Raw genomic sequence first — 24,968 nt, 5'->3', positions numbered from 1 at the left:
GCGTGATTTATGGAACATGCAGAACACGGCAATTCTAACGCGCCTATGGAATATCAATCTGAAACCGGCAGACTCAATATTCTCGGGTTTTGGATCTTTTTAGGGGCAGAGATTGTGTTGTTCTCAACACTATTTGCAACCTTCTTCGTTCTTCAAAGAAGAACAGCAGGAGGAGTCTTACCGGCTGAATTATTTGAAGTGAAGCTTGTCATGATCATGACATTCCTGCTTCTGATCAGCAGTTTTACCTGCGGGATCGCTGTTCATGAAATGCGTCGCGGAAGTTTAAAAGGCGTCGTCATTTGGACGATCATTACGCTTCTTCTCGGCGCAGGCTTCGTAGGATGTGAGCTTAACGAGTTCATTCACTATGTACATGAAGGAGCATCTCTCGGTACAAGTGCTTTCTGGTCTGGATTCTTCGTCCTTCTGGGAACGCACGGAACGCACGTAACGATCGGTATCTTCTGGATTACCGGCATCTTGCTGCAATTGAAGAAACGCGGATTAACGCCGCAGACGTCTTCAAAAATCTTTATTTCAAGTTTATACTGGCACTTCTTAGACGTTGTCTGGATCTTCATCTTTACAGGCGTCTATCTCATCGGATTGGGGGGACTATAATATGGCAAACAAATCTGCTGAACACAGCCACTTTCCGTGGAAGCATATCGTAGGTTTTGCGTTGTCTATTATTCTGACCCTGCTGGCCCTTTGGGTTGCGGTATATACAGATTTAAGCTCATCAGCAAAACTCTGGATCATTTTCGGATTCGCATTTATTCAGGCCGGCCTGCAGCTTCTCATGTTCATGCACATGACAGAAAGCGAAAACGGCACCATCCAAGTCGGAAACACGCTCTTCGGATTTTTCGGAGCGATTGTTATCATCCTTGGTTCCATCTGGATCTTTGCGGCGCACTACCATCACGGTGACCATATGGATGGAAACCCTCCGGGCGGTGCGAAGCAGCATTCCGAACATCACGAATAAAAAGAAACCCTCTTCGTTTAGGCGAAGAGGGTTTTTTATGCCTTTATTGGCTTCTTCTCCGGCGCAGGCGCGGAAGGCCGTAAATGATAAAGGCGGCGATATGGGCAACGATGACGTTGACGGCAAACAGGATAATCATGAGTGTGTGGCCGAGGGGGGATAGGCTGCTGGTTGCGTAAAAGTAGAAGAAAACCCACATTAAAATAATTGGCGGTATGGCCGAAAGAGCCACTTTTTTGTTATCAAGCCAGATAAAGAGGGGTGTTGCGCTTGCGACCAGTAAATAAGCAAAAAACATGTCCATCTTACGTGTCTCCTTTCATTTTATGGGAGCGTTTCCAAAATGAAATACAGAGAATAAAATGTGTCTGTTTTGTGGTCGTTTTTTGAACATTTTGTTACAATTATTATACCATGTTTTCCAATTTTTGATACCGCTTTTTCAAGAAATGTATTGCAACTATTGCCCCATTTTTGGATAGGTAATAGAAATCAGAAAGGTCAAATACCCTGTCACATTTTCATACAGTGCGATGGCGCAGCCTTGTGTACCTTTGTTATGTTTAAAGAAAACATGCACACTAAGGCAGGTTTTGAAATGAACATAAACAAAGAAGATGTAACAGCGCCGGATGTTATTGCGCTTTTGCAGGATCATCTGAAGAGCATGACCCTCTATTCTCCTCCGGAAAGTATACACGCGCTTAATACGGACCGCCTGCGTCAGCCTGACGTTACGTTTTGGAGTGCGAGGGAAGACGGCGTCCTGCTCGGATGCGGTGCCTTAAAGGAGCTTAACAGCCGGCACGGTGAGCTGAAATCAATGAAAACCTCCCCGCAGCATGTCAGAAAAGGCGTGGCCAAACGGATTCTTCACCATATGATTGAAGAAGCAAAGCGGCGGGGCTATCAGCGTATCAGCTTAGAAACCGGTTCTATGGAGGCTTTCCTTCCCGCCAGACTGCTGTATGAAAAAGCCGGGTTTCAATATTGTGAACCGTTTGGGGACTACAATGAGGACCCGAACAGCTTGTTTATGACATTAAACATGAGGTAAAGTCATTTGAATTCATCGGTTTCTATATTCCCGCTGCCCCTTTTCTGGTGAGAAGGGGTTTTTTATCGGAAAAGTTTCATCATGACCGAAACATTTCCTTTTCTGACACGTCATATGTCGTGTAGTCTCCAAACCGTAAAAAATAAAAAGGAAACAACCTCATCATGTTTTCTTGAACGGTGTTCATGTATAATAAACAATAGTGACTTCCGATGAAAATGTAAGGCGGGATAGAATGAGTCGATATAAGAAACAGCAAAATCCCTACTATCAGGGGGATTTGATTTTTATATTTGGTGTGTTTTTAATAATTAGTGTCGCTGCGATTTATGCGGCCGGACAGTTCGGGCAGTATGGAGGCAGTGCCTGGATGAAACAGATTGTCTTCTACGTTATAGGGGCGGGATTCATCGGATTATTGCTGTACTTTGATTTAGAGCAGCTTGAGAAACTGAGTCTGTACGTATTAATTGCCGGCGTTCTGTCGCTGCTCCTTTTGCGTGTCGCGCCGGAATCCATCGCGCCGATTAAAAACGGGGCGAAAAGCTGGTTTCAAATCGGAACCTTTACCCTTCAGCCCTCTGAGTTTACGAAAATAGGAATTATGATGATGGTCGCGTCCATTATATCGAAGGCGGGCCCTAAAGATCAAAGATCACTTCGGGAAGATGTGAATCTGCTCTTGAAAATTGCGGCATGGACAGTGATTCCGATCGGGCTGATCGTTTTGCAGGATGCCGGAACGGGTGCGATCTGTCTGTTTATTGTGATGGTGATGGTGTTTATGTCAGGTGTAAACTGGAAGCTGATCACCATTATCGGCGGTTCGGCCGCCCTTGTTATCGGTCTTTTCTTAGTGCTCGTGATTGAATTTCCCCATGTGGCGAATTCAATCGGCATTGCGGATTATCAAATCAACCGGATTACATCGTGGATGTCTGACTCCAGTGCGGCAACGACTCAGGCAGAGAGTGATAAAAGCTGGCAGGTGGATCAGGCCGTTATGGCGATCGGATCGGGCGGCATTACCGGAAACGGCGTTCATAATCTGAAGGTGTACGTACCTGAGGGGCAGACCGACTTTATCTTTGCCATTTTAGGTGAAAGTTTTGGGTTTTTAGGCTGCGCGATTGCCGTTGTTATGTTTTTCTTTTTAATTTACAGGCTTGTGGTGCTGATTGACCGCTTGCATGCCTTTAACCGATTCGGCGCATTTTTTTGCGTAGGATTTACGGCACTTATCGTGATTCACACCTTCCAGAACATCGGGATGAATATCGGCATTATGCCGGTTACCGGAATTCCGCTGCTGTTTGTCAGCTATGGAGGGAGCTCGGTGCTGTCTACATTAATCAGCTTCGGGATCGTATATAACGCAAGTGTGCAGCTGACGAAATATAAAAGCTATTTGTTTAATTCTTAATGTCAGACGGCTCGTTTTTCGGGCTGTCTTTTTTTGGTTAGAGCATTTCGCTTTTGGCATGATTCTCTTTCGGATATGATATATGGAGAAGGAGGCTTTTATATGAACAATACCATTGAAACCATACTTAATCATCGGTCGATCCGATCATTTACTGACGAGCTTCTGACAGCGGAAGAGATAGATACATTAGTGAAAAGCGCCCAGGCGGCGTCAACGTCCAGTTACGTGCAGGCGTACTCCATCATCGGGGTAACCGATCCGGAGAAAAAGCGGAAGCTGGCGGCGCTGGCCGGAAATCAGCCTTACGTCGAGAATAACGGGCACTTGTTTGTGTTTTGCGCTGATTTGTACCGCCATAAAAAACTTGCTGAGGAAAAAGGCGAAAACATTACCGAGCTTCTTGAGAATACGGAAATGTTTATGGTCAGCGTCATTGATGCCGCACTTGCCGCACAAAACGTAAGTGTTGCCGCGGAATCAATGGGACTTGGCATTTGTTATATCGGAGGCATTCGGAATGAACTTGATCAGGTGACGGAAGTGCTCGGTACGCCTGACCATGTGCTGCCGCTGTTCGGCTTGGTAGTCGGCCATCCCGCACATCCGTCCGGTCAAAAGCCGCGACTGCCGAAGCAGGCTGTTTATCATGAAAACACGTATGATACAAATGAAGAAAACTTCCGAAATTATATGAAGGAATATGATGAAACCATCTCCGCTTATTATGATAAACGGACAAACGGCAAGCGGGTTGAAACGTGGTCTGATCAAATTCTGCAATTCATGAAACAAAAACCGAGAACCTATTTAAATCAATATGTTAAAGATAAAGGCTTTCAAAAAAATTAAGAAAAAACCTCTCCTGATGGGAGAGGTTTTTTATGTTTCACGTGTAACATATTTCGACAAAATTGAACAAGGTATATAAATGTTTACCATCAGAGATGCTTATAAGCATACAGCAAGAAAAAACGGCCTAGCAGTGGTACGATGTTGAGGAGGTGACAGTGATGATTTCATTGAGTATATTAGATCAATCTCCTGTATCAGAAGGGAGTTCTGCGGAAAGCGCGCTGCGGGATACGGTGAGGCTCGCGCAGGAGGCGGAGAAGCTCGGATATAAGAGGTTTTGGGTGTCAGAGCATCATTTTTCAGAGCGGCTGGCGGGTTCAAGCCCTGAAGTGCTGATCAGCCATATTGCGGCTAAAACGAACGACATTCGTGTAGGCTCAGGCGGTGTCATGCTTCCGCATTACAGCGCTTATAAAGTAGCGGAGAACTTCCGCGTGCTTGAAGGTTTGACGCCGGGCAGAATCGATCTCGGCTTGGGGAGAGCGCCGGGCGGAATGCCGATTGCATCATGGGCGCTGAATGACGGCGGGAAGCGCAATGCTGATCAATACCCGCAGCAGATTCGTGAGCTGGCGATGTATTTACATGATGAAGCCGATGACAATCACCGTTTTCCGAATCTGACTGCATCACCCCTTATTAAGACGGCGCCGGAAGTCTGGCTTCTCGGTTCATCGGGGGAAAGCGCGCTTCTGAGCGCAGAAACGGGAGCAGGCTATATGTTTGCCCATTTTATTAATGGAGAAGGCGGACAAAGCGCGACGGCACAATATAAGCGCCGATTTAAACCTTCTGTATTAGGAAAAGAACCAAAAACGGCCGTGGCGGTGTTTGTGCTGTGCGCGGACACTGAGGAGAAAGCGGAGGAACTCGCTGCCGTCATGGATTATACGCTGCTTGCGGGGGAACAGGGGATTCCGCTTCATGGCGTACCGTCTTACGAAACCGTCCGCGGCAATACGTATACACCATATGAACAAAGGCGAATTGCCGATAATCGGAATCGAATGATCATCGGAACAAAGCAGCAAGTGAAAGAACAGATTCTGGCTCTCAGTAAAGCATACGGTACGGAGGAAGTGATGGCTGTGACCATTACTCATCATTTTGAAGATAAACTTCAGTCATACCGGCTGCTTCGTGAGGCTTTTGCCGAATGATTCAGAAAGAAACCCTGCTGATGCTCCAGCAGGGTTGTTTGGTTATTCAATGATAAATGGTTTTTCTGTCAGCACCTGGCTTGATTTCCCTTTGTTCGCGGCATAGGCCAGCATATAATATTCTCCTGCCGGCAGTGCGGTGTCACCATTGACTTTGCCGTTCCAGTCGAAATATTGATAACCTTTATCTTGTTTTTTATAAATGCCGGCTTGGCCGACAAAGTCAAGATTGCTGTTATACACAAGGAAGGCAAGCTCTTCGGCGCCCGCCGGCAAATAGGTTTCAATTTGATAGGATCCTTGCGCTGTGCCGTCCTGTACGTCGATCGAAGTCACGCGCGGATAGTCCGGTTCTTTTACAATCAGAAGCGTCGGCACTTTTGCGACTGTTTTTCCGCCTTCACGCACTGTGACTGTTCCCTCAAACGTGCCTGCTTTTACTTTTTTGGCATTGACCTTTACCTTCGCATTGACTTTTCCGGTTTGATGAGCGGGAATCACGACCCGTTCTGTGCCTGAAACGGTAATGCCTGTGCCGTTGAAAGAGTATTCCAGCTGATATGACTTTCTGATGGACGATTGGTTTTCAATCGTAAAGGTTTCTTTTTTCGTTTCATTGCCTTTGTCTTTCATAAACGTTCCGTAAGAATAACTTCCCGGGGCGACGAGAGAATCTGCTTTGATCGCCTTCATGATTCTGATGCTTCCGGCGCCCTGCGCATTATGCGGGTATACGTCACCGTCCGCATCCGTTAAGGTTTCCGCCGTGTTCATGAGCGCGGCTTTTATTTGCTCCGGGCTCCATTTCGGTTTAGCCTGCTTGATGACGGCAGCTGCGCCGGCTACATGCGGTGAAGCCATGCTTGTTCCCTGCTTCGATCCGTAGCCGTACGGGTTGGCCGGATCATGGGTCGGAATGGTGCTGACGATGTTTACGCCGGGAGCGGAGACGTCAGGTTTTATCATCCACGTGTCCATAACCGGACCGCGTGAAGAGAAGTCTGCCATTTGTTCAGTGAGCGATTTAGCCACGGATAAATTGAATGTCGCTTTTGTGCCGCCCGCTTTTAATTGGCTGACGAGCTTTTCACCGTCTTCTGATGACAGCTTAATGGTCGGCACGGACATGCCCGGTACGTTGGCTTCAATTTCTCCTGCTGTGTTGTTATACACAACCATACCGATCGCGCCCGCTTTTTTGGCGTTATCGGCTTTATCCACAAAGGCGATGCTGCCGCGTTTGACGACCGCGACTTTTCCTTTCAGATCTTTGCCTTCAAAATCTTTTTGCTCGCCGATACCCGCTTCTGTGAGTTCTACTTCTTTTTTATTCAGTGCTTTTATGTCATCTTCTTTGTTGTAGCCCATCACTTTCGCTGAGGAATAAGAACCGAAGGAGACGGCATATTCATTCAGCGGCAGCTGTGTCGCTCCGACGGAGATGGCTTCCCTGGATGTTCCCGGAGAGCCGACGGTCCAATTGTTCGGCCCGCTGTTTCCGTTTGACGTAACGGCCGTAACGCCTTCTGACATTGCCCAGTCAAGCGCAGTGCTTGTGGCCCAGTCTGGATTATTCACAGAATTGCCGAGCGAAAGGTTCATGACATTCGCTCCGTCCTGTACGGCGCGTTCGATGCCGGCGATGACGTTTTCAGTTGTCCCGCTTCCGCCCGGACCGAGCACTCGGTAGGCTAGAAGTGTTGCATCAGGCGCGACGCCTTTAATTGTTCCGTTTGCGGCAACCGTGCCCGCGACATGGGTTCCATGGTCAGTCGCTGCGCCTCTCGGATCACCGGCCGGCGTTTCTTCAGGATCGTAATCGTTATCCACAAAATCGTATCCTTTATATTGCCCGAAATTTTTCTTTAAGTCAGGGTGTTTGTATTCGACGCCTGTATCAATAATGGCAACTTTGACGCCTTTGCCCGTATAGCCGAGCTTCCACGCGTCATTTGCCCCTATATAAGGCGCGCTGTCATCCATCTGCGGAGACACGGCATCCTTGGAAAGGGTGATGTCTTTATCTTTCAGCTGATCGGTATGATAGGTGATATTCGGATAAACCGCTTTGACATCCTGATCACTCAGCAGTTTCGGGATTTCATTTGCCGGGAGTTTCATGGAGAAACCGGAAAACACTTGCTCATATTCCCTGTTGATCTTTCCGTGTTTAATCGTTTTGAGCGCTTTGTTTTTCACTTTTGCGCGTTCGCTTTTCAGCTTGTTTTTTGTTTGTGCTTTGCCGAGTTCCTTTGCTTCGGCCAGTGATTTTTCTTTCAGTTCCACGATGACCGTCGTTTGTTTGCCGGTGGTCATATCAATGTCACCGAACACCTCAGCCTTCTCCAGATCAGGAGCTTGCGGTTTTGAAGCCGGCGCAGCCTGTGAACTTGTGGATAAGGTAAAGGATAAGACAAAAGCCGGAAGCAGATAACGGATGATTCCTTTTTTCAATCGTGTTTCCCCCTTTTTCTTTATCTAAAATTAGAAATCTAGTATATATTTCTCGAAAATTCAAAATATTCCTTGTGACATAGGACTCATTTATGGAAATTGATCTGTGAATAATGAGGGAGTTATACACAGAATCATGTGTATAACTGAATAAATCTGTGTATATATATTGTTGGGAACGAATGTTCCTATACAAAATATAGATTTGTTTTGTGGATATGTGGATATGTCCTGTGTTTAAGCTGTGCTTAACCAAGGGATAAGATGTGCATAACTTTTTTTAACCGCTTCTCCATTTTTCAGGTCATTTCCATCAGCTTTCAACAAAACTTCTGAAAACTAGTTTGTTTTTTCACTCATATTGTGACAAACAATTTGTCCGGCCGCGTCTATCATAGAGTCATAGGGTTGCTAGACCCGCTAGTTTTTAGCGGAGAAGGATCGGCCGCCTTTTCCGTTAAAGCGGAGAGAAAACAGGCCTGCGAACAAGCTGTCTGTCAAAAAGAAGCGGAGGGATGATTTGCAATGAAACGTTTGCTAGTATCTTTACGGGTGTGGATGGTCTTTCTGATGAACTGGATGGCGCCGGGTAACGGAAGATTTCAATTAGCCGCCGTGTACGGAAACCAAGCTGTCTATCATAAGAAAGCGAAGCTGACGGCTGAGGCGTTTTCGTTTGTGAGCCGGGTCCGATCGGCGGATCTGACCGATGAAACGAAATCGGCCTGCGGCAGACTGGATAAAAATCGATGGATACCTGTCCGCAAAGAATTGCCGAAACGGGAGCGGGCTGGTCCGGTATCTTTACATCATATGAAAAAGAGGGTACAATCCCACTAAACATATGAACGGGAGCGAACCTCTTGAGAATAGACAAAGTATTAAATAACAATGCGGCGTTAATAAAAGAAGACGGACGGGAAAAGATCGTAATGGGTCCCGGAATCGCTTTTCAAAAGAGAAAGAATGATTTGATTCAAAAACATAAAATTGAAAAAATATTTGTCGTGCACGACGAAAATGAAAAGTTCAAACAAGTGTTAGAAACGCTTCCTGAAGACCATATAGAAGCGGCTGAAGATATCATCAGCCATGCGGAGGGAGAGCTTGCAGCGCCTTTGAGCGATCATATCCACATTGCGCTGGCGGACCATTTATCCTTTGCGATCGAAAGGATTCAAAACGGCCTTCATGTGCATAACCGATTGCTTCATGAAATTAAGGCGCTCTATAAAAAAGAATATGAGATCGGCCTTTGGGCGGTCGAACATGTGAAACAGACCCTCGGTATATCATTGCCTGATGATGAGGCGGGGTATATCGCACTTCATATCCACACTGCCAAGGCGGATGCCAAAAGCATGTATTCGGCGATGAAGCATACAACCATGATCAAAGAAATGATCGAAAAGATCGAATCCTTTTTTGAACAAAAGGTGGATGAAGACAGTATTTCCTATCAGCGCCTCGTCACGCACTTGCGGTATGCGGTCAGCCGGTTGGACTCAAATGAAGCCCTCCATTCCATGGACGAGGAGATGCTTTATTTCATCCAAAAAAAGTATCCGTTTGCTTATCGGTGTGCGCTTGAACTGGCGGCGTTTTTAAAAAATGAATATGATTTGGAACTGCCGGAATCCGAGGCCGGCTATATTACGCTGCATGTCCAGCGTCTGCAAAAAAACCCGGAATAACGCGTCTGTTTGGAGAAACAGACTTTTTTTTGATAACATATTGACGAAAGCGCTGTCATGAAATAAAATGAAAGCGCATCAATAAAACTGAATCCGGCGGGATTGTGACTGGTTATGCAGGCAAGACCTAAAATTTGCGTACATGAAAAAGGGATCATGCTGTCCTTTTTCGTTGGCGAATTTTAGGTCTTTTTTGATTTTAGAAAGGGGGATACATAATGGATTATCAAGAAATTGCAAAAGAGCTTGTCAAACATATCGGAGGGAAATCAAACATCATCAGTGCGACACATTGTGCGACCAGGCTCAGGCTCGTCATTCAAGATGAACAGAAGATCAGCCAGGCCGGCATTGAAGAAATAGAAGGAGTAAAAGGGGCTTTCAGCAGCTCGGGACAATACCAGATTATATTCGGTACCGGCCTCGTGAATAAAGTGTATGACGCTTTTTCAAAAGAAGCCGATCTGGGGCGGGAGGATCGTGAGACACATCAGGACGCAGCCAAAAAAAAGCTGAACCCGGCCGCAAGATTTGCGAAAACACTGTCTAACATATTCGTTCCTATCATTCCGGCTATCGTAGCAAGCGGCCTTTTAATGGGATTGCTCGGCATGATGAAGGCCTTTCACTGGGTGTCTGAACAATCATCGCTGTTTCGGCTTCTCGACATGTTTTCAAGCGCGGCTTTTATCTTCCTGCCCGTATTCATCGGATTCAGCGCGGCGAAGGAATTTGGCGGAAATGCATATCTTGGTGCGGTGCTTGGGGGAATTATGATCCATCCTGCGCTTTTGAATCCGTGGGGGCTTGCGGATGCATCGCCTGATTTTATGGAACTCTTCGGCTTCAACATTGCGCTTCTCGGCTATCAAGGGACGGTCATCCCCGTACTGTTGGCCGTTTATATTATGAGCAGGGTGGAAAAAGGCACGAGAAAAATTGTGCCTCACGCATTTGATTTATTGGTCACGCCGTTTGTCACGGTGATTGTGACCGGATTTATCACCTTTATCGCAATCGGTCCGCTTGGCAGAGTGATCGGATCAGGCATTACCGTCTCGCTGACATATGTGTATGATCACGCGGGCATTGCTGCCGGACTTCTTTTCGGAGGGCTTTACCCGCTTATTGTGCTTACCGGTGTGCATCACAGCTTTCATGCGATTGAGGCCGGCCTCATCGCTGATTTGGGCAGAAACTATATCCTTCCTATCTGGTCGATGGCGAATGTCGCTCAGGGCGCGGCGGGACTGGCTGTATTTTTCCTGACGAAAAAAGCGAAAATGAAAGAAATCGCTCTGCCTGCCGCGTTTTCCGCTTTTCTCGGCGTAACAGAACCTGTTATTTTCGGTGTGAACCTCAGATACCGCAAGCCGTTTATCGCGGGAATGATCGGCGGAGCGCTGGGGGGCGCCTATGTCGTGGTGACCGGTGTCGCCGCCAATGCCTACGGACTGACCGGAATTCCGATGATTGCCATCACGGCTCCGCTCGGTTTAGGAAATCTCATAAACTATCTGATCGGAATGGGCATCGCCTCTGTGTCGGCGTTTATTGCCGCTTACATTATGGGAGCTAAAGAAAAGGAGGCCGCCAAATGAGTACACTGGATCAAGAGCTGCGGCTGCAGGCTGAGGAAGCGAAAAAGAAGCGGGGGGAAACCGCTGCATCAGATCCGTATCGTCAGAACTATCATATTATGCCGCCTGTCGGGCTTTTAAATGATCCGAACGGCGTGATCCAATGGAACGGTGTATATCATTTATTTTTTCAATGGCAGCCATTTCATACGGGACATGGCGCGAAATTTTGGGCTCACGTGACGACGAAGGATTTTGTTGATTGGAAAGAGGAAGAAATCGCGCTTGCGCCGGGGGAATGGTATGACAAAAACGGCTGTTATTCCGGAAGCGCCATCGAAAAAGACGGCCGGCTCTGCCTGATATACACAGGCAATGTCCGTGACGGAGAAGGCAATCGGGAAACGTATCAATGTCTCGCCGTATCCGATGATGGGAAAGTGTTTGAAAAAAAAGGAGTCGTCGCGCGTCTTCCGGAAGGCTATACCGCTCATTTCCGTGATCCGAAGGTTTGGAAGAAAGACGGGACGTATTACATGGTGCTCGGGGCGCAGACAGAAAAGCTCACCGGGAGCGCTGTGTTATTCACGTCAGAGAATGTAACGGATTGGACATTTCTCGGTGCGATTGCGGGGGCGGATTCCGGCGGTCTCGGGTCATTCGGCTATATGTGGGAATGCCCGGACTTGTTTTCTCTTGACGGAACCGACGTGCTGCTCGTATGTCCGCAGGGGCTTGAGGCTGACGGGATAAAATATCATAACAGCCACCAGGCGGGCTATTTCCTCGGCAGGCTGGATACAGAGCCGCTTGAGTTTAAGCATGGTGAATTCACGGAGCTTGACAGAGGGTTTGATTTTTACGCGGCTCAGACGCTGGAAGATGATAAGGGACGGAGGATTCTGTTCGCGTGGATGGGCGTCCCGGATCAGCAGGAGGACAAACATCCGACACATGCGTATCACTGGGTTCACTGTTTGACGATGCCGAGACAGCTGTCACTGTCAAACGGCAGAATCATACAGCGTCCGCTCCCGGAAATGAAATCGCGCCGTACGGATGAACAAAAGCGCCGTCTCCAATTGGATTGCTCGTCTGCGGCTCTTCCGGTGAAAGATGCGTCCCGAGCTGAAGTGCTGCTGGATGACATCACTTATAAATCCGGTTTTGAAATCTCTATTCGGGGCGCGGCCCGGTTTATATTCCATCAGGAAAAGGGACTCGCCGTGCTGGAGCGCACCGCTTTTAGCGGTAAAGAAAAAGAAACGAGAAGCTGCGTCATCAGTGAGGTGCATTCCGTGCAGCTTTTTCTGGACGCTTCCTCCATCGAATTGTTTTTGAATGATGGAGAAGAGGTATTCAGCGCCAGATATTTTCCTTTCCCGGGAAATGATGAGGTAACGGTTACATCGACAGGGAGAACGGAAATAAATGCCTCAATTTGGTCACTTTTGTAGAAAATCGTCCTTTTTTCTTATGTGAAACCTATGCCATCTGTGCTATTCTTCAAACAAAAGACTACTATTCTCAGGAATAAAAGGAGTTGTTTTCTCAGTTTTGAAGAATCAGAAGATGACGCCGAAATGTTTACTTGTCAAAGCCGCAGAGCAAGTGGAAGATAGGCGGGAAGAATATAAAGAAGTATTGCTTCAGCTGAAACGCATGCTCAAGAGAGCCGAGCCGCACAACGAATGGAGTGATCGGCTGAGCCATACATATGAACAGATGAAGGAATATGCGCTGTTTGTGCAATCGATTGAGATGTTTTTACGGTCATCCGCGAAAAAAATGAAATAATCCCCCTCAGGCGACGAGGGGGATATTTATTTTACTTTCCCCTAAGACGCATCGCCGAATGTTTAGTCGGTCCGATGTATTGGTTCAGCGGGAAGGATTCTTTGATCGCGGCGGTGATAAATTCTTTTGCCGCATAGATGGCTTCCTTCACTTCAGCGCCTTTGGCCAGTTCTGCAGTAACGGCTGCAGAGAATGTGCATCCGGCTCCGTGTGTGTAAGGCGTATCAATCATTTCGCTTTCTAATACTTCCGCGGTTTTCCCGTCATACAGCACGTCAACCGCTTTTTCGTGTTTCAGTTTGCCTCCGCCTGTAATTAATACATATTTCGCGCCGAGTTCGTGAATTTTCTTGGCCGCTTCTATCATGTCTTCCACCGTTTTTAATTCATCCATACCGCTCAGCTGGCTTGCTTCAAACAGGTTTGGGGTGATGACGGTTGCCAGCGGGGCCAATTGGGTGCGCAGCGCTTCGGCATGCTCCGGATACAGCACTTCGTTCGCTCCTTTGCAGACCATGACCGGGTCAATCACGACATTTTTCAGTTGTTTTTCTTTAATCGTTTTCGCCGCAAGCTCAATGATCTCCACAGTAGGGAGCATTCCCGTTTTCATGGCGTCTACGCCGATCCCGTCAACGATCGTCGCAAGCTGTGCGCGAATCGTATCGGCATCGATCGGAAACACTTGATGATCCCAGCTGTTTTCCGGGTCCATCGCTACGATAACGGTCAAAGCCGTCATTCCGTATACGTTTTTTTCTTGAAATGTTTTTAAATCGGCCTGAATTCCCGCGCCGCCGCTGGAATCAGAACCGGCTATAGTAAGTGCTTTGTGCATTGACATATCAATGGCCTCCATCAGTGTTTTATATCTCATTATAGTTAGATTTTCTCCTGATCACAATACGGAAGGCTTGGGAGGAATGATTTGACATCGCTTGTCCCGCCGGCTTTGGTCTGTTTGTGCACGTGTTATGCGATGGTGTTGGTGCCTGTTTATCAGTCAAAACTTTAGAATGCCATGGATGCGGGCAGATTTGATATCAAGGCGGTATGCATGGTTTGGGGAGACCTTCTGATCATTCTGGTTTTGCTGGCGGGCATGACCTGGATATGTGTCTGACCGGGTGAAATAAAAAATCCCCCCTGATCTCTCAGCCGCTTTATGTTTTAATAGAACATGAGAAAAAGCAGAAGGAGCGGATCATGAATATATCAATTGTCATAGTCACGTATAATCGGATTCCGGCTTTGTGTGAGCTGCTGGAGTCAATTTCCAGGCAGACGATAAAGCCTTATGAAGTGATCATCGTAAATGATGCGGGGGAATCGGTCGAGCAAGCGAAGCAGCTGTACAGTGATCTGCCGATTCAGATTATTGATTTAGAACAGAATGCCGGTCATGTGGAAGCGCGGAACGCCGGTGTGAAAAAAGCGTCAGGTGATTGTATCATGCTGTGTGATGATGATGATTTCATTACGCCGGGCCATTTGGAAAGAATGGCGGCTGAGCTCGCTGATGCCGACTTTGTTCATGCTGACGCGGAAATTGTGTCATTTGAAGAACGGGACAACACGAGATATCCGGTGTCGCGGAAGCCATTCGCCTATACGGCCGATTATGAGGATATGCGGGTGTTTTCCACGTATGTTCCGTCAGGCAGCATGTACAGACGCTCTCTGCATGACACGTTAGGATATTTTGATCCGGATGTCCATAATTATTGGGACTGGGATTTTTATTTGCGCGCTGCGAAACAGCACCGCGTGAAGCGTGTTCCTTGCGCGAGTGTCATCTATGCGTTTTTTGAGGGAGGCGGCAATCAGTCCGCGGATCTTGGCGCCAAACGGAAGCAGTACTTAGACCGGTTAAGCGAAAAGCACGGGCTTGGGGAGCTCCCGACGAAAAACTTCGCGGTTCTTCTTGAAGAGCCGGATATGAAAAGGCGGGAGGCGCCGACTGACATTGTGTGGGACGGAAAGCCTGTCTATTCGAGACTGCACAGTTCATAAGGGGGACGGACAGTTTGAAACAGCTTTTAAAGGACAGCTGGTGGAATCAGCTGAAAGATGAATTCGACAAACCGTATTATCAAGAGCTGAGAGAGATGCTGAAACAGGAATACAGCAGCCAAACGATTTATCCGGACAGCCATGATATTTTTAATGCCTTGCATTATACGTCCTATGAGGATGTAAAAGCGGTCATTCTCGGACAAGATCCGTATCACGGCCCCGGACAGGCGCACGGGCTAAGTTTTTCCGTTCAGCCCGGCGTCAGACAGCCGCCGTCATTGAAAAATATTTTCATAGAGCTTCAGGATGATATCGGCTGCTCCGTACCGAATCACGGATCACTTGTCAGCTGGGCGAAGCAGGGAGTGCTGCTGTTAAACACAGTGCTTACGGTTCGCCGCGGCCAGGCCAATTCCCACAAAGGCAAGGGGTGGGAGCGGCTCACTGACCGCATCATCGATGTGGTGAATGAAAGAGAAAAGCCGATTGTCTTTATCCTCTGGGGACGTCACGCGCAGATGAAAAAAGAGCGTATTGACACATCGAAACACGTTATTATTGAATCGACTCATCCGAGCCCGTTTTCGGCAAGGAACGGCTTTTTCGGGAGCAGACCGTTTTCCCGTACAAACGCCGCCCTTGAAAAAATGGGGGAGCAGCCGATCGACTGGTGCATCCCCGATCTGCCGCAATAAACGGTTTTTTGAGGCGCTTCCGCCCGGCGGAAGCGCCTTTTTTGACGCCCCGGACCGTATGCTGTCAGAAAAAATAACAAACTCATTTCTGCGATTCGGTCAGAAATTTGATAAAATGCAGGAAGAAGACAAATTACTGCTGGAGGATTTACTCATGAACATACATATCTCTGCTTTGATTCAGAAGATGGAAGAAGAACTAAGGCAGGCAAAAACGGCGTCCCGCGCCGAGGAGGTCAAAATGCACGTGGCCGCCGTCCGCTCTCTGTGTGACGTCGTGCTCGGCACCCAGACGCACACCGCTCCGGCGCCTGTGCAGAATCCGATTCCGAAAGCGGCGCCGAAGCCTTCCGCGTCTCCTTCGACAGACCCGCTTCTGCTTGAAAAAATGATGGGCAGCGCCGGGTTGAACCAATATCAGAAAAAAACGAAAGAAGAACGCGGGGAAGACGGAAACGGGGATTCCATTTTCGATTTTTAACAGGAGAGGTTGATTGACTTGAAACTGATACTCGGGGGTTTGCAATGGACGGCATTTATGATTGCGGCTGCGATTGTGGTTCCTGTCGCCATCGCACAATCATTTCACTTGAACCATGCCGATTCTGCCGCATTGATTCAGAGTACATTTTTTGTGCTCGGCGTCGCCGCGGTCATCCAATGTCTTCAGGGACATCGTCTGCCGATTAATGAAAGCCCGGCAGGCCTATGGTGGGGCGTGTATACGATTTACGGCGGACTGACGGGCACGGTGTTTGTGACATTCGGCGAGACGCTGCGGGCGCTTCAGGGGGCGCTGCTATTAAGCGCTGTCTTTTTCTTTTTGTTCAGCCTTTTTAAAGTGATTGAACGGCTGGCCGTACTGTTTACGCCGGTTGTGACTGGCGTGTATCTGCTGCTTTTGGTCATGCAGCTGAGTCAGCCGATAGTAAAAGGTCTTTTGGGCATCGGCTATTTAAAAAACAGCGTCGACGGCCTTGTCTTTGGGCTTGCCATGGTTGTGACTGCCGCGATGTTCATCATGTCCCGATCACATGTTACGTTTTTAAGGCAGTATGCGATTCTTCTTTCGCTTGCGGGCGGATGGATATTGTTTGCCGTCTTCGGCGCTGCCAAACCGATTCAAATACCGGACCGCATGATTCAGCTGCCGGCTCTCTTTCCGTTTGGAAAACCTGTGTTTGACAGCGGACTGATCATTACATCACTCTTCATCACAGTGCTTTTGATTGTCAACATGCTTGCGAGCATTCGGGTTGTTGAAGCGGCGGTGAAAAAATTCGGCGGCACCGCAGGGAAGCGGCGTGAGCGCCCGGCCGGGTTTGCGGCCTCGATCAGCCACCTTTTGAGCGGATTGACGGGAGGTATTGCACCTGTGCCGATCTCAGGGGCGGCCGGTTTTATTGAGACGACGAAGCTTCCTTCGAAAAAGCCGTTTCTTTTGGGGAGTGTATTTGTCATTATCATCAGTATGATCCCATTATTTATGAATGCGTTTGCGAGTCTGCCCTCACCGGTCGGCTTTGCGGTGAATTTCGTCGTTTTCTCCACAATGGCGGGTCTTGCCTTTACGGAGTTTGACTCTTATGAGAAAGCGGAGCAAAAACGAATCCGCTCCATTATCGGTCTGGCGCTTCTGACGGGAGTCGGTGTGATGTTTGTGCCTGAGAGCGTATTGTCAGGCATGCATCCGATTCTGATTTCGCTCTTAAGCAACGGTCTTGTGCTCGGGACGCTGTTGGCGATAGCGGTTGACCGGATCTATCTTATCAAAAAGAAAAAATCCGACAATCTCGTGTCATCGGAGGACGGGCGTTGAATTTTGCCGATGTTGGGTTATGATTGAATTGGAAACTTTAACGAAAAGGCGGGAGAAGAATAGATGAAAGTGTTTATTATTCTGGGTGCGATTAACGCCTTATTGGCTGTGGCGCTGGGTGCTTTCGGCGCGCACGGGCTTGAAGGGAAAATCCCTGATAAATATTTGCAGGTATGGCACACAGGCGTGCAATATCATATGTATCACGCGCTCGGCCTTCTGGCTGTCGCGTTTTTAGCCGATAAGCTCTCTGGCGTCGGGAGCGTTTCTGTTGCGGGCTGGCTGATGTTTGCTGGCATCGTTCTGTTTTCAGGAAGCCTGTACGTATTGAGCGTGACGCAGATTTCCATTCTCGGAGCAATTACACCGCTCGGCGGCGTGGCGTTTATTATTTCGTGGATTATGATTGTCGTCGCGGCCGTCAAATATTTATAAAGAAAAAAAGCCAATCCTCTGCCAAGTGAGCGATTGGCTTTTTGATTTATCTCGGAGAATAAGAAGACATGGAGTACGGATAAGTATAAGCAATTTCCTCATCAAACGTGATGTAATCAAGGTAAATGGTCAGAAGCAGATAGCGGGTGCCCGTTTTCGGGTCGCTGATGATGATATGGTCACGCCCCGCTGCCTGAATCACGCCGCGGAAAATCTTTGAATTCCATTCTTTGCTGCTTTCAAACGTCATATAAATCGTCGCCGTTTTGCCCCGATTCAACCGCAGAATATTTTCAATGTATGACTCTTCAATCGGCAGCATGCCGGGAACATTTTGTGACGATGATGGACCTGAAGGGATCTGAAAGCTGCTGCCGCCCTGCTGCTGCGGCTGGCCGGGGAACCCACCGCCGAAGCTCTGCTGGCCTTGCTGCATCGGCATCGACATCGACATCTGCTGCTGCATCGGCATCATCTGTGATCCTTGGCCCTGAGGCTGCGGATAAGGATTAGGCCCGAGCTGCGGCTGGAATCCCTGCATATCCATTCCCATCCCCATCCCCTGCATTTGCTGGTATTGATTCTTTTTCGGTTTCATATTGTTCCTCCTTTGATGAAAACCTCGTGATGCTGGAACCTCCTGACAAGTAATCAGACAGCCGACAGAGCGGCTGCTGTTTTTATCTATTCCACCATATGAGCCTATAGAAAGATTTATGCGAAAAAAGAAAACACGCTTCCCTGAGACCGGCCATCAGAGCCGGCCTTTTTTGTGCGCGCAAAGCTGACTTTTCACATAATAGTCTGTATTCCTAGCGCATCTTTGGTATAAGGAACATATGATAGCGGTAGTTTCAGGTACGAAAAGGGGGTGACGAGTTGCCTAAAGTGTCAGTGATCATGACGAGCTATAACAAAAGTGACTATGTGGCCCGCTCAATTAAAAGTATTCTGTCTCAGACGTTTACAGACTTTGAGCTTTTCATTATGGATGACAACTCAAATGAAGCGACATTGGCGGAAATACGTCCTTTTCTCACGGATCCCCGCGTCCGGTTTTATCAAAGCGATGTATCGGGCGTCAAAGAAAGAACGGAAAAAACACGCTACGCGGCCTTGATTAATCAGGCAATAGAAATGGCGGAGGGCGAATACGTGACGTATGCGACCGACGACAACACGTATGTGCCGGACCGGCTTGAGAAAATGGTGAAAGAGCTTGATGACGACCCGGAAAAAGCCGTTGTGTATTCAAGTTCCAAAACCTATCATCTGAATGAGCAGAAAGAGACGGTGAAGGAAACGGCCAGGCCCGCCGAACGGATCGTGTGGAATGCGCCGTGCGCCATTGACCATTGTTCCGTCATGCACCGGTTTTCCGTGCTGGAACAGGTCAAATCGGCATTCGGTTCCTATTGGGATGAAAGCCCCGCGTTTTATCGGATCGGTGACGCGCGTTTCTTCTGGAGAGTCAATCATTTTTATCCGTTTTACCCGATTGCTGAGGAGCTTGACATCAATTATATTACCGATCAATCCATCCATTATCAGCTTTTTGCGGCGGAGAAAAACGAGTTTGTGAACAGCCTTCCTCCGCAGACCACGTGCCGAGAGCTGAGGGAATCATTAAAAAAGCTTGGAAAGGGGTGAGGGCTTGTCGGCATACTTAGCGAACTATTGGGTGCTGTACCGGCAGTATATTGACCTTTTTCATTCACTTCGCTACAAAGGCATCCCGCTCGCATTGATCAGTAATTTTTATCAATATATCAGTCCGGCGCTTCGGGAGAGCATGGAGCAGGACCCAGAGCTTTTCGGCCCGGCTGACCGGCATATTCCTGAAGCCAATATTCAGTCTTATTTTGATCAAAAGAAGCAAACCATTAAGAAAACAGATGAGAAACCGGTAAACGGAAAAGTCATTCTGCATTTCGACCACCTTCGATTCACCGAGGGAAACTACCGGCAGTTTGATCCGGCGAAAACAGCGGTATTAGCCAGATGGAGTCTTCCTGATTATCACGGGCTGCCCGTTATCTGCAAATTGGAGCTGACGGGAATGGGCAATAAAGGGAACCCCGTCCCTTATATTGAAAAAGCCCATTCCATTCTGAAAGAGCACAACAGCCATCCCGCTTTCGGGAACAGGGCATTTCAGGAGCGTTTGTATAAAGACATTCCGTTATTTATTGAAGCGATTGATGCCGTTGATATTTTGTTTACGGCCGAGAACATTTCCGCCGTTGTGGTCGGCACGACAGAGGATATTTACAGCCGTGTGCTGGCGCTGATGTGCGCGAAAAAAAACGCCGTCAGCATCTGTCTTCAGCACGGGGCGCTCATGGGAGATGAAGCGTTTCTGCCCGTGTTTACGGACTATCAGGCTGTGTTCGGAGCTTATGAAGCGGAGTGGTATAAAGCAAAAGGCTGCGGGGACGAACAAATCATCATCACGGGTCATCCTCGTTTCGACGAGATTTTCTCAAGAGAGCCGATAGATAAGGACACGTTTTACCGCAAGCTTTCCTTTCTTCCGTCAAAGCGGACGGTGCTGATCGCCACTCAGCCGTTCTCTGATGAATTTTACACGGGGGTGCTTGAAGAACTGATCAAGCATAAGAACATGCAGCTTATTATTAAACCGCATCCGTGGGAAATCGGCAAAAACAAGCTGGATGCTTACAATCAGGTGCTGCGGAAATATAAAGCCGGCAAAATCATCAAAAAAGAAATGGGGCTTTATGATATTCTCCCGTATGTTGACGCCGCGGTGACGCAGACATCAACGGTCGGCCTTGAAGCGATGCTGTTTCAGAAACCCGTGCTGATCGGAAAATCAGCGGGAACCCGTCAATACCCTTATTATCATTCTCTCGGGGAATTTGCCTTTGATGATCCGCAGGCGCTTGCTCAGGAGTTGATTCAGGTATGCGAAAGCCCCGACGAATACCAAAAGGCAGAAAAGGCGCGCCGTACTTTTATCGCCGCGAACTATCCTGTTCAGGATTCGCTGGCCGCTTTATGCCGAGTGCTTCAGGAAAAAACCGGAGTCGACTTCAGACGGGTTGACCCTTCATAAAAAAGATAGGAGAGCAAAGAAAATGGTGCAAAAAAGATCATCTTTTCTTCCCTATTCATTGCCCATGATCGGGAAGGACGAAATTCAGGAGGTTATTGATACGCTTGAAACGGGCTGGCTTTCAAAGGGACCGAAAGTGGAGGCGTTTGAAAAAGCTTTTGCCGCCTGGACGGGAGCAAAGCACGCGATCGCGCTGAATTCATGTACCGCCGCGTTGTTTTTGGCCCTGAAAGCGAAAGGGATCGGTCCCGGCGACGAGGTCATTACGTCTGCTGTGACGTTCAGTTCAACAGCCAATACAATCGTGCATACAGGCGCAGTTCCGGTGTTTGTTGACATTGATCCGCTTACCTTGAATGCGGACCCTGAGAAAATAGAGGCGGCTGTCACCCCGCGGACAAAGGCGATTGTGCCCGTTCATTTCGCCGGCCAGTCGTGTGAGATGGATCAGATTCTGGCCATTGCCGAAAAGCATCAGCTGTTTGTCTTAGAGGACGCGGCCCATGCCGTGTACACCACTTATAAACAGAAAATGATCGGATCAATCGGGGACGCGACAGCATTCAGTTTCTACGCGACAAAAAACCTGGCAACCGGAGAAGGCGGCATGCTGACGACGGATGATGACAGGCTTGCCGACCAGATCAGGGTGCTCAGCCTTCACGGCATGAGCAAAGGCGCGTGGAACCGTTATTCTTCAAACGGAAGCTGGTACTACGAAGTCGAAACGCCCGGCTATAAAATGAATATGTTTGATCTTCAGGCGGCGCTTGGGCTTCATCAGCTGAAACGGATTGACAGCATGCAGGAAAGAAGAGCCGAAATTGCGGCCCGCTACCAGGACGCCTTCAGAGACATGAAAGGGCTGACCGTCCCATATGTCAGTGATGACGGACGGCATGCATGGCATTTGTATGTTCTTCAAGTAGAGGAGCAGGAAGCCGGAATCAGCCGGAACGATCTGATTTCCGCTTTGAAAGACCAATATAATATCGGCACAAGCGTTCATTTTATTCCGGTTCCGTTCCATCCGTATTATCAAAAAACATACGGATATAAGGAAACTGATTTTCCGGCCGCGGCCGCGTATTATCACCGCACCGTATCACTTCCTCTTTATCCGTCAATGACAGATGATGACGTTGAATACGTCATTGCAGCCGTTACGGATATCATCAAAGGGGCTGATTAGGTGTACAGACTGAGGGAAAATCTTACTCAGGACATGATTCAAGCCTTTCTCCATCAAAAGGGCATTCAGCCGGAGGCCTATGAATCGTCGCTCTGTTTATTGGAAGAAAACAGCCTTCAAGGCGTGATTTTATACGAAAACTCTTCGTGGGAAAGTCAATTGTTCCAAAAAAATATCATCAATGTGAAGCTCGCAGCCGCAAACAGCACCGGCCAGCTCAAAAGGCTGTTTCAGGAATTTTACGCCTCAAGGCGGGCGGACGGCACCGACTTTATATTTATTAAAATACCGGCTGAAGATGTCGGAGCGATGCAGGTCGTTCAGCAGCTTCCGACCGCCTGTTTTGTCGGGAGTTTGTTCAAGCTCGTCAGTCCGGTGCGTGTTTATAACAGTGCGCCGCCGTTTGAGATTACAGAAGCCGGACCCGGCGACACGGAAGCGATCAGCCGGCTGGCCCGCGACGCCTTTACAAAAAGCAGGTATTACCAAGACCCTCATCTCAGCTATGAAAGTGCAAACCGCCTGTTTGAAGAGTGGGCGCGGAATAATGCGGAAGGCAGGGCTTCGTTACAATTCGCCGCCAAATATAAAGGAGAGACCGTGGGCTTTGTTCAGGGGCTGTCAAAAGGCGATGAATTTGTCCTTGATCTGATGGCGGTAAAGCCGGGATTTGAAGGAAAGGGCGCGGGATACCATTTAGCGGCGCGCATTATTGAACAATCACTGCGCTTTCAGCATAAGACTGTATCAGCGGGAACGCAGCTCCACAATGTAAGAGCCATCCGCCTGTATGAAAGAATGGGATTTAAAGCGGATGCGTCTTATTACTATTATCATGTGTGGCCCGGGAAGGAGGCGGACTGATGGCATCATGCAAAATCGGATCGAAGTCAATCGGCGAAGGTTCGCCCGTTTTCATCATCGCCGAAGCCGGGATTAATCATGACGGAAAACTGAGCCAGGCGTTTGAATTGATAGACGCGGCCAGTGAGGCCGGTGCGGACGCGGTCAAGTTTCAAATGTTTCAGGCTGACAAAATGTATCAGAAGGACCCCGGTTTGTACAAAACCGCGGCGGGTAAAGACGTCTCAATATTTTCTTTAGTGCAATCAATGGAAATGCCCGCCGAATGGATAGAACCGCTGCTTGACTATTGTAAGAAAAAAGGCGTGCTGTTTTTAAGCACGGTATGTGACGAAGGCTCTGCGGACTTATTATATGCGACATCCCCGTCAGCCTTTAAAATCGCCTCCTATGAGCTGAACCACCTGCCGTTATTGAAATATGTCGCGGGGCTGAAGACACCGATTATCTTTTCAACCGCGGGCGCTGATATTTCAGATATTCAGGAGGCTTATAAAACCATTACCGGCGAGGGGAACAAAGAGATTGCGATTATGCACTGTGTGGCGAAATATCCCGCACCGCCCGAATACAGCAACCTGAGCGTCATTCCCATGCTCGCCGCCGCTTTCCCGGATGCTGTGATCGGCTTTTCCGACCACAGCGCCCACCCGTATGACGTCCCGTGCGCAGCTGTCAGGCTCGGAGCGAAACTGATCGAAAAGCATTTTACGATAGACAAAAACCTGCCCGGCGCCGATCACTCCTTTGCCCTCAATCCGGATGAATTAAAGGAAATGGTTGCGGCGATCCGTTCAGTTGAAGCGGAGCTGAGACAAGGGCATCACGCTCCGGTGCCGGAAGTGCTGTCGGGAAGCTCGCATAAAACCACGACACTGATTGAAGGGGATATCAGAAAATTCGCTTACAGAGGCATTTTTTCAACAGCGCCGATTCAAAAAGGCGAATGTTTTACGTCGGATAACCTTGCCGTTCTTCGTCCCGGCCAAAAGCCGCAGGGGCTTCACCCGAGGTATTTTGAGCTTTTAACTGACGGGGCGCGTGCGGTCAGGGATATCCCCGCCGACACGGGCATCACCTGGGATGACCTTTTGACGAAAGGCAGCTCTTATGATGGCTGACGTTCTGTTTATCATTCAGGCACGGATGGGAAGCGAGCGTCTTCCAGGCAAAGTGCTGAAACCGATCGGCGGATATACCATCCTCGATATGATTGTCAAAAGAGTTCGGCAAAGCGCGTATTATGATCAATCACGGGATAATCTGATCATTGCCACGTCTGACAGCAAGACCGACGACATACTGTCTGCGCACTGCCTCAGCAAACACTACCGTGTGCACCGCGGCAGCGAGCAGCGCGTGCTTGACCGGTTTGCACAAGTCATCGAACAAGTAAAACCGGCCATCGCAGTCAGACTGACGGGGGATAACCCGTTCGTCGATCCTTCGCTGCTTGATCTCCTGATTAAATCGCACTCAGACCAACACGCGGATTACACGTATATCGGGGGTACGCCGCTCGGCATCGGCGGCGAGGCAGTAAACGCGAATCTTTTAACAGAGCTGAGCGCCGCCAAAACGCTGGCGGACAAATATCAGGAGCATGTGACACTTTTGATAAGAGAATCTCCTGAGAAGTACCGGCTTCTCTTTCCCGAACCCCCGCAGGAACTTCGTGCCCCTCACTTGCGGCTGACGGTGGATACTGAAGAGGACTACCGGCTGGCCCGCGAGCTGTACGCAAAAGCAGGATCGAGCCCTGATATTCCGGCAAAGGAATTGATTCATCTGCTGAATAGCGATCCGGAGCTCAGAGCTATTAATCAGATGATCCGGCAAAAAGAGGCGGATTAA

At 48.5% G+C, this 24,968-nt stretch carries 26 protein-coding genes; 22 read left to right on the top strand and 4 right to left on the bottom strand.

From position 1 onward, the window contains the following. The first annotated feature begins 9 nt into the window (after positions 1-9). Together qoxC and qoxD are read left to right on the top strand one after the other, a co-directional pair. Complete coding sequence (gene qoxC / locus QRX25_RS18495; RefSeq protein WP_013354030.1) at positions 10-624, top strand: cytochrome aa3 quinol oxidase subunit III; 615 nt, start codon at positions 10-12, stop codon at positions 622-624. A 1-nt stretch (position 625) separates the two neighbouring features. Beyond that, positions 626-994 carry a cytochrome aa3 quinol oxidase subunit IV gene (qoxD, locus tag QRX25_RS18490; RefSeq protein ID WP_065982636.1) on the top strand — a complete coding sequence of 123 codons (369 nt, stop codon included), beginning with the start codon at positions 626-628 and terminating at the stop codon, positions 992-994. Positions 995-1,037: 43 nt separating this feature from the next. Here qoxD and ywcE read toward each other — a convergent pair whose 3' ends face one another. Next, positions 1,038-1,298: a spore morphogenesis/germination protein YwcE gene (ywcE, locus tag QRX25_RS18485; RefSeq protein WP_003150937.1), complete on the bottom strand. Its 261-nt coding sequence runs from the start codon at positions 1,296-1,298 to the stop codon at positions 1,038-1,040. A 294-nt stretch (positions 1,299-1,592) separates the two neighbouring features. Here ywcE and QRX25_RS18480 point away from each other — a divergent pair, with 294 nt between their 5' ends. From QRX25_RS18480 to QRX25_RS18465, 4 genes are all read left to right on the top strand, one after another. Beyond that, positions 1,593-2,051 (top strand): GNAT family N-acetyltransferase, encoded by a 459-nt coding sequence (locus QRX25_RS18480; protein ID WP_212099768.1) that lies wholly within the window; start codon positions 1,593-1,595, stop codon positions 2,049-2,051. Between the two features lie 235 nt (positions 2,052-2,286). Continuing rightward, positions 2,287-3,474, top strand: a complete 1,188-nt coding sequence (rodA, locus tag QRX25_RS18475) for a cell shape-determining peptidoglycan glycosyltransferase RodA (protein ID WP_013354027.1) — start codon at positions 2,287-2,289, stop codon at positions 3,472-3,474. Positions 3,475-3,576: 102 nt separating this feature from the next. Further along, positions 3,577-4,326 carry an oxygen-insensitive NADPH nitroreductase gene (gene nfsA / locus QRX25_RS18470; RefSeq protein ID WP_115996574.1) on the top strand — a complete coding sequence of 250 codons (750 nt, stop codon included), beginning with the start codon at positions 3,577-3,579 and terminating at the stop codon, positions 4,324-4,326. A 161-nt stretch (positions 4,327-4,487) separates the two neighbouring features. Further along, entirely contained in the window at positions 4,488-5,489 is a 1,002-nt protein-coding gene (locus tag QRX25_RS18465) for an LLM class flavin-dependent oxidoreductase (protein WP_212099766.1), read from the top strand. Positions 5,490-5,531: 42 nt separating this feature from the next. Here the strand turns inward: QRX25_RS18465 and QRX25_RS18460 are convergent, their stop codons facing one another. Beyond that, complete coding sequence (locus tag QRX25_RS18460; RefSeq protein ID WP_212099764.1) at positions 5,532-7,943, bottom strand: S8 family peptidase; 2,412 nt, start codon at positions 7,941-7,943, stop codon at positions 5,532-5,534. Positions 7,944-8,468: 525 nt separating this feature from the next. Between QRX25_RS18460 and QRX25_RS18455 the strand changes: the two genes are divergently transcribed. The 5 genes from QRX25_RS18455 to QRX25_RS18435 all read left to right on the top strand — a co-directional run bounded on the left by QRX25_RS18455 (position 8,469) and on the right by QRX25_RS18435 (position 13,014). Beyond that, positions 8,469-8,783 (top strand): hypothetical protein, encoded by a 315-nt coding sequence (locus QRX25_RS18455; RefSeq protein ID WP_065982622.1) that lies wholly within the window; start codon positions 8,469-8,471, stop codon positions 8,781-8,783. 23 nt (positions 8,784-8,806) lie between these two features. Further along, a complete protein-coding gene (locus QRX25_RS18450; RefSeq protein ID WP_065982621.1) occupies positions 8,807-9,637 on the top strand; it encodes a PRD domain-containing protein in 831 nt (276 codons plus the stop codon). A 218-nt stretch (positions 9,638-9,855) separates the two neighbouring features. Further along, entirely contained in the window at positions 9,856-11,238 is a 1,383-nt protein-coding gene (locus QRX25_RS18445) for a sucrose-specific PTS transporter subunit IIBC (protein WP_115996580.1), read from the top strand. Continuing rightward, on the top strand, positions 11,235-12,674 hold the full coding sequence (locus QRX25_RS18440; protein ID WP_212099762.1) for a sucrose-6-phosphate hydrolase: 1,440 nt from the start codon (positions 11,235-11,237) through the stop codon (positions 12,672-12,674). Before QRX25_RS18445 ends, QRX25_RS18440 begins: the two co-directional genes overlap by 4 nt. 115 nt (positions 12,675-12,789) lie before the next feature. Then, on the top strand, positions 12,790-13,014 hold the full coding sequence (locus tag QRX25_RS18435) for a hypothetical protein (protein WP_065982939.1): 225 nt from the start codon (positions 12,790-12,792) through the stop codon (positions 13,012-13,014). Between the two features lie 31 nt (positions 13,015-13,045). Here QRX25_RS18435 and QRX25_RS18430 read toward each other — a convergent pair whose 3' ends face one another. Then, positions 13,046-13,858, bottom strand: coding sequence for a bifunctional hydroxymethylpyrimidine kinase/phosphomethylpyrimidine kinase (locus QRX25_RS18430; RefSeq protein ID WP_212099760.1), 813 nt, complete (start codon positions 13,856-13,858; stop codon positions 13,046-13,048). A gap of 362 nt (positions 13,859-14,220) precedes the next feature. Here QRX25_RS18430 and QRX25_RS18425 point away from each other — a divergent pair, with 362 nt between their 5' ends. The 5 genes from QRX25_RS18425 (at position 14,221) to QRX25_RS18405 (ending at position 17,979) form a co-directional block, all read left to right on the top strand. After that, positions 14,221-15,027, top strand: a complete 807-nt coding sequence (locus QRX25_RS18425; RefSeq protein ID WP_212099757.1) for a glycosyltransferase family 2 protein — start codon at positions 14,221-14,223, stop codon at positions 15,025-15,027. A gap of 14 nt (positions 15,028-15,041) precedes the next feature. Beyond that, entirely contained in the window at positions 15,042-15,725 is a 684-nt protein-coding gene (locus QRX25_RS18420; RefSeq protein WP_013354011.1) for a uracil-DNA glycosylase, read from the top strand. 58 nt (positions 15,726-15,783) lie between these two features. Next, positions 15,784-16,206: a YwdI family protein gene (locus QRX25_RS18415; RefSeq protein WP_212101798.1), complete on the top strand. Its 423-nt coding sequence runs from the start codon at positions 15,784-15,786 to the stop codon at positions 16,204-16,206. 18 nt (positions 16,207-16,224) lie between these two features. Then, positions 16,225-17,544 carry a purine/pyrimidine permease gene (locus QRX25_RS18410; RefSeq protein ID WP_212099753.1) on the top strand — a complete coding sequence of 440 codons (1,320 nt, stop codon included), beginning with the start codon at positions 16,225-16,227 and terminating at the stop codon, positions 17,542-17,544. Positions 17,545-17,607: 63 nt separating this feature from the next. After that, positions 17,608-17,979 carry a DUF423 domain-containing protein gene (locus QRX25_RS18405; RefSeq protein ID WP_212099750.1) on the top strand — a complete coding sequence of 124 codons (372 nt, stop codon included), beginning with the start codon at positions 17,608-17,610 and terminating at the stop codon, positions 17,977-17,979. A gap of 46 nt (positions 17,980-18,025) precedes the next feature. Here QRX25_RS18405 and gerQ read toward each other — a convergent pair whose 3' ends face one another. Then, complete coding sequence (gerQ, locus tag QRX25_RS18400; protein WP_212099747.1) at positions 18,026-18,577, bottom strand: spore coat protein GerQ; 552 nt, start codon at positions 18,575-18,577, stop codon at positions 18,026-18,028. A gap of 281 nt (positions 18,578-18,858) precedes the next feature. Between gerQ and QRX25_RS18395 the strand changes: the two genes are divergently transcribed. The 6 genes from QRX25_RS18395 to QRX25_RS18370 are packed head-to-tail and all read left to right on the top strand — an operon-like array spanning position 18,859 to position 24,968. After that, positions 18,859-19,629 carry a glycosyltransferase family 2 protein gene (locus tag QRX25_RS18395; protein WP_115996588.1) on the top strand — a complete coding sequence of 257 codons (771 nt, stop codon included), beginning with the start codon at positions 18,859-18,861 and terminating at the stop codon, positions 19,627-19,629. A 4-nt stretch (positions 19,630-19,633) separates the two neighbouring features. Beyond that, the gene (locus QRX25_RS18390; RefSeq protein ID WP_212099744.1) at positions 19,634-21,058 is read left to right on the top strand and encodes a capsular polysaccharide export protein, LipB/KpsS family; all 1,425 of its coding nucleotides are present in this window, start codon (positions 19,634-19,636) and stop codon (positions 21,056-21,058) included. A gap of 22 nt (positions 21,059-21,080) precedes the next feature. Further along, positions 21,081-22,250, top strand: a complete 1,170-nt coding sequence (locus QRX25_RS18385; protein ID WP_212099741.1) for a DegT/DnrJ/EryC1/StrS family aminotransferase — start codon at positions 21,081-21,083, stop codon at positions 22,248-22,250. Next, on the top strand, positions 22,251-23,114 hold the full coding sequence (locus QRX25_RS18380) for a GNAT family N-acetyltransferase (RefSeq protein ID WP_065982611.1): 864 nt from the start codon (positions 22,251-22,253) through the stop codon (positions 23,112-23,114). Beyond that, positions 23,114-24,235, top strand: coding sequence for an N-acetylneuraminate synthase family protein (locus QRX25_RS18375; RefSeq protein ID WP_212099738.1), 1,122 nt, complete (start codon positions 23,114-23,116; stop codon positions 24,233-24,235). The genes QRX25_RS18380 and QRX25_RS18375 overlap by 1 nt, the downstream gene beginning before the upstream one ends. Beyond that, positions 24,228-24,968: a cytidylyltransferase domain-containing protein gene (locus QRX25_RS18370; RefSeq protein WP_212101794.1), complete on the top strand. Its 741-nt coding sequence runs from the start codon at positions 24,228-24,230 to the stop codon at positions 24,966-24,968. Before QRX25_RS18375 ends, QRX25_RS18370 begins: the two co-directional genes overlap by 8 nt.

The sequence above is a fragment of the Bacillus sp. L381 genome (genome assembly GCF_030284525.1).
Taxonomy (GTDB): Bacteria; Bacillota; Bacilli; order Bacillales; family Bacillaceae; genus Bacillus; species Bacillus amyloliquefaciens.
Note: the sequence above shows the minus strand (reverse complement) of the source record. Positions and strands in the feature narration are given on the sequence as shown.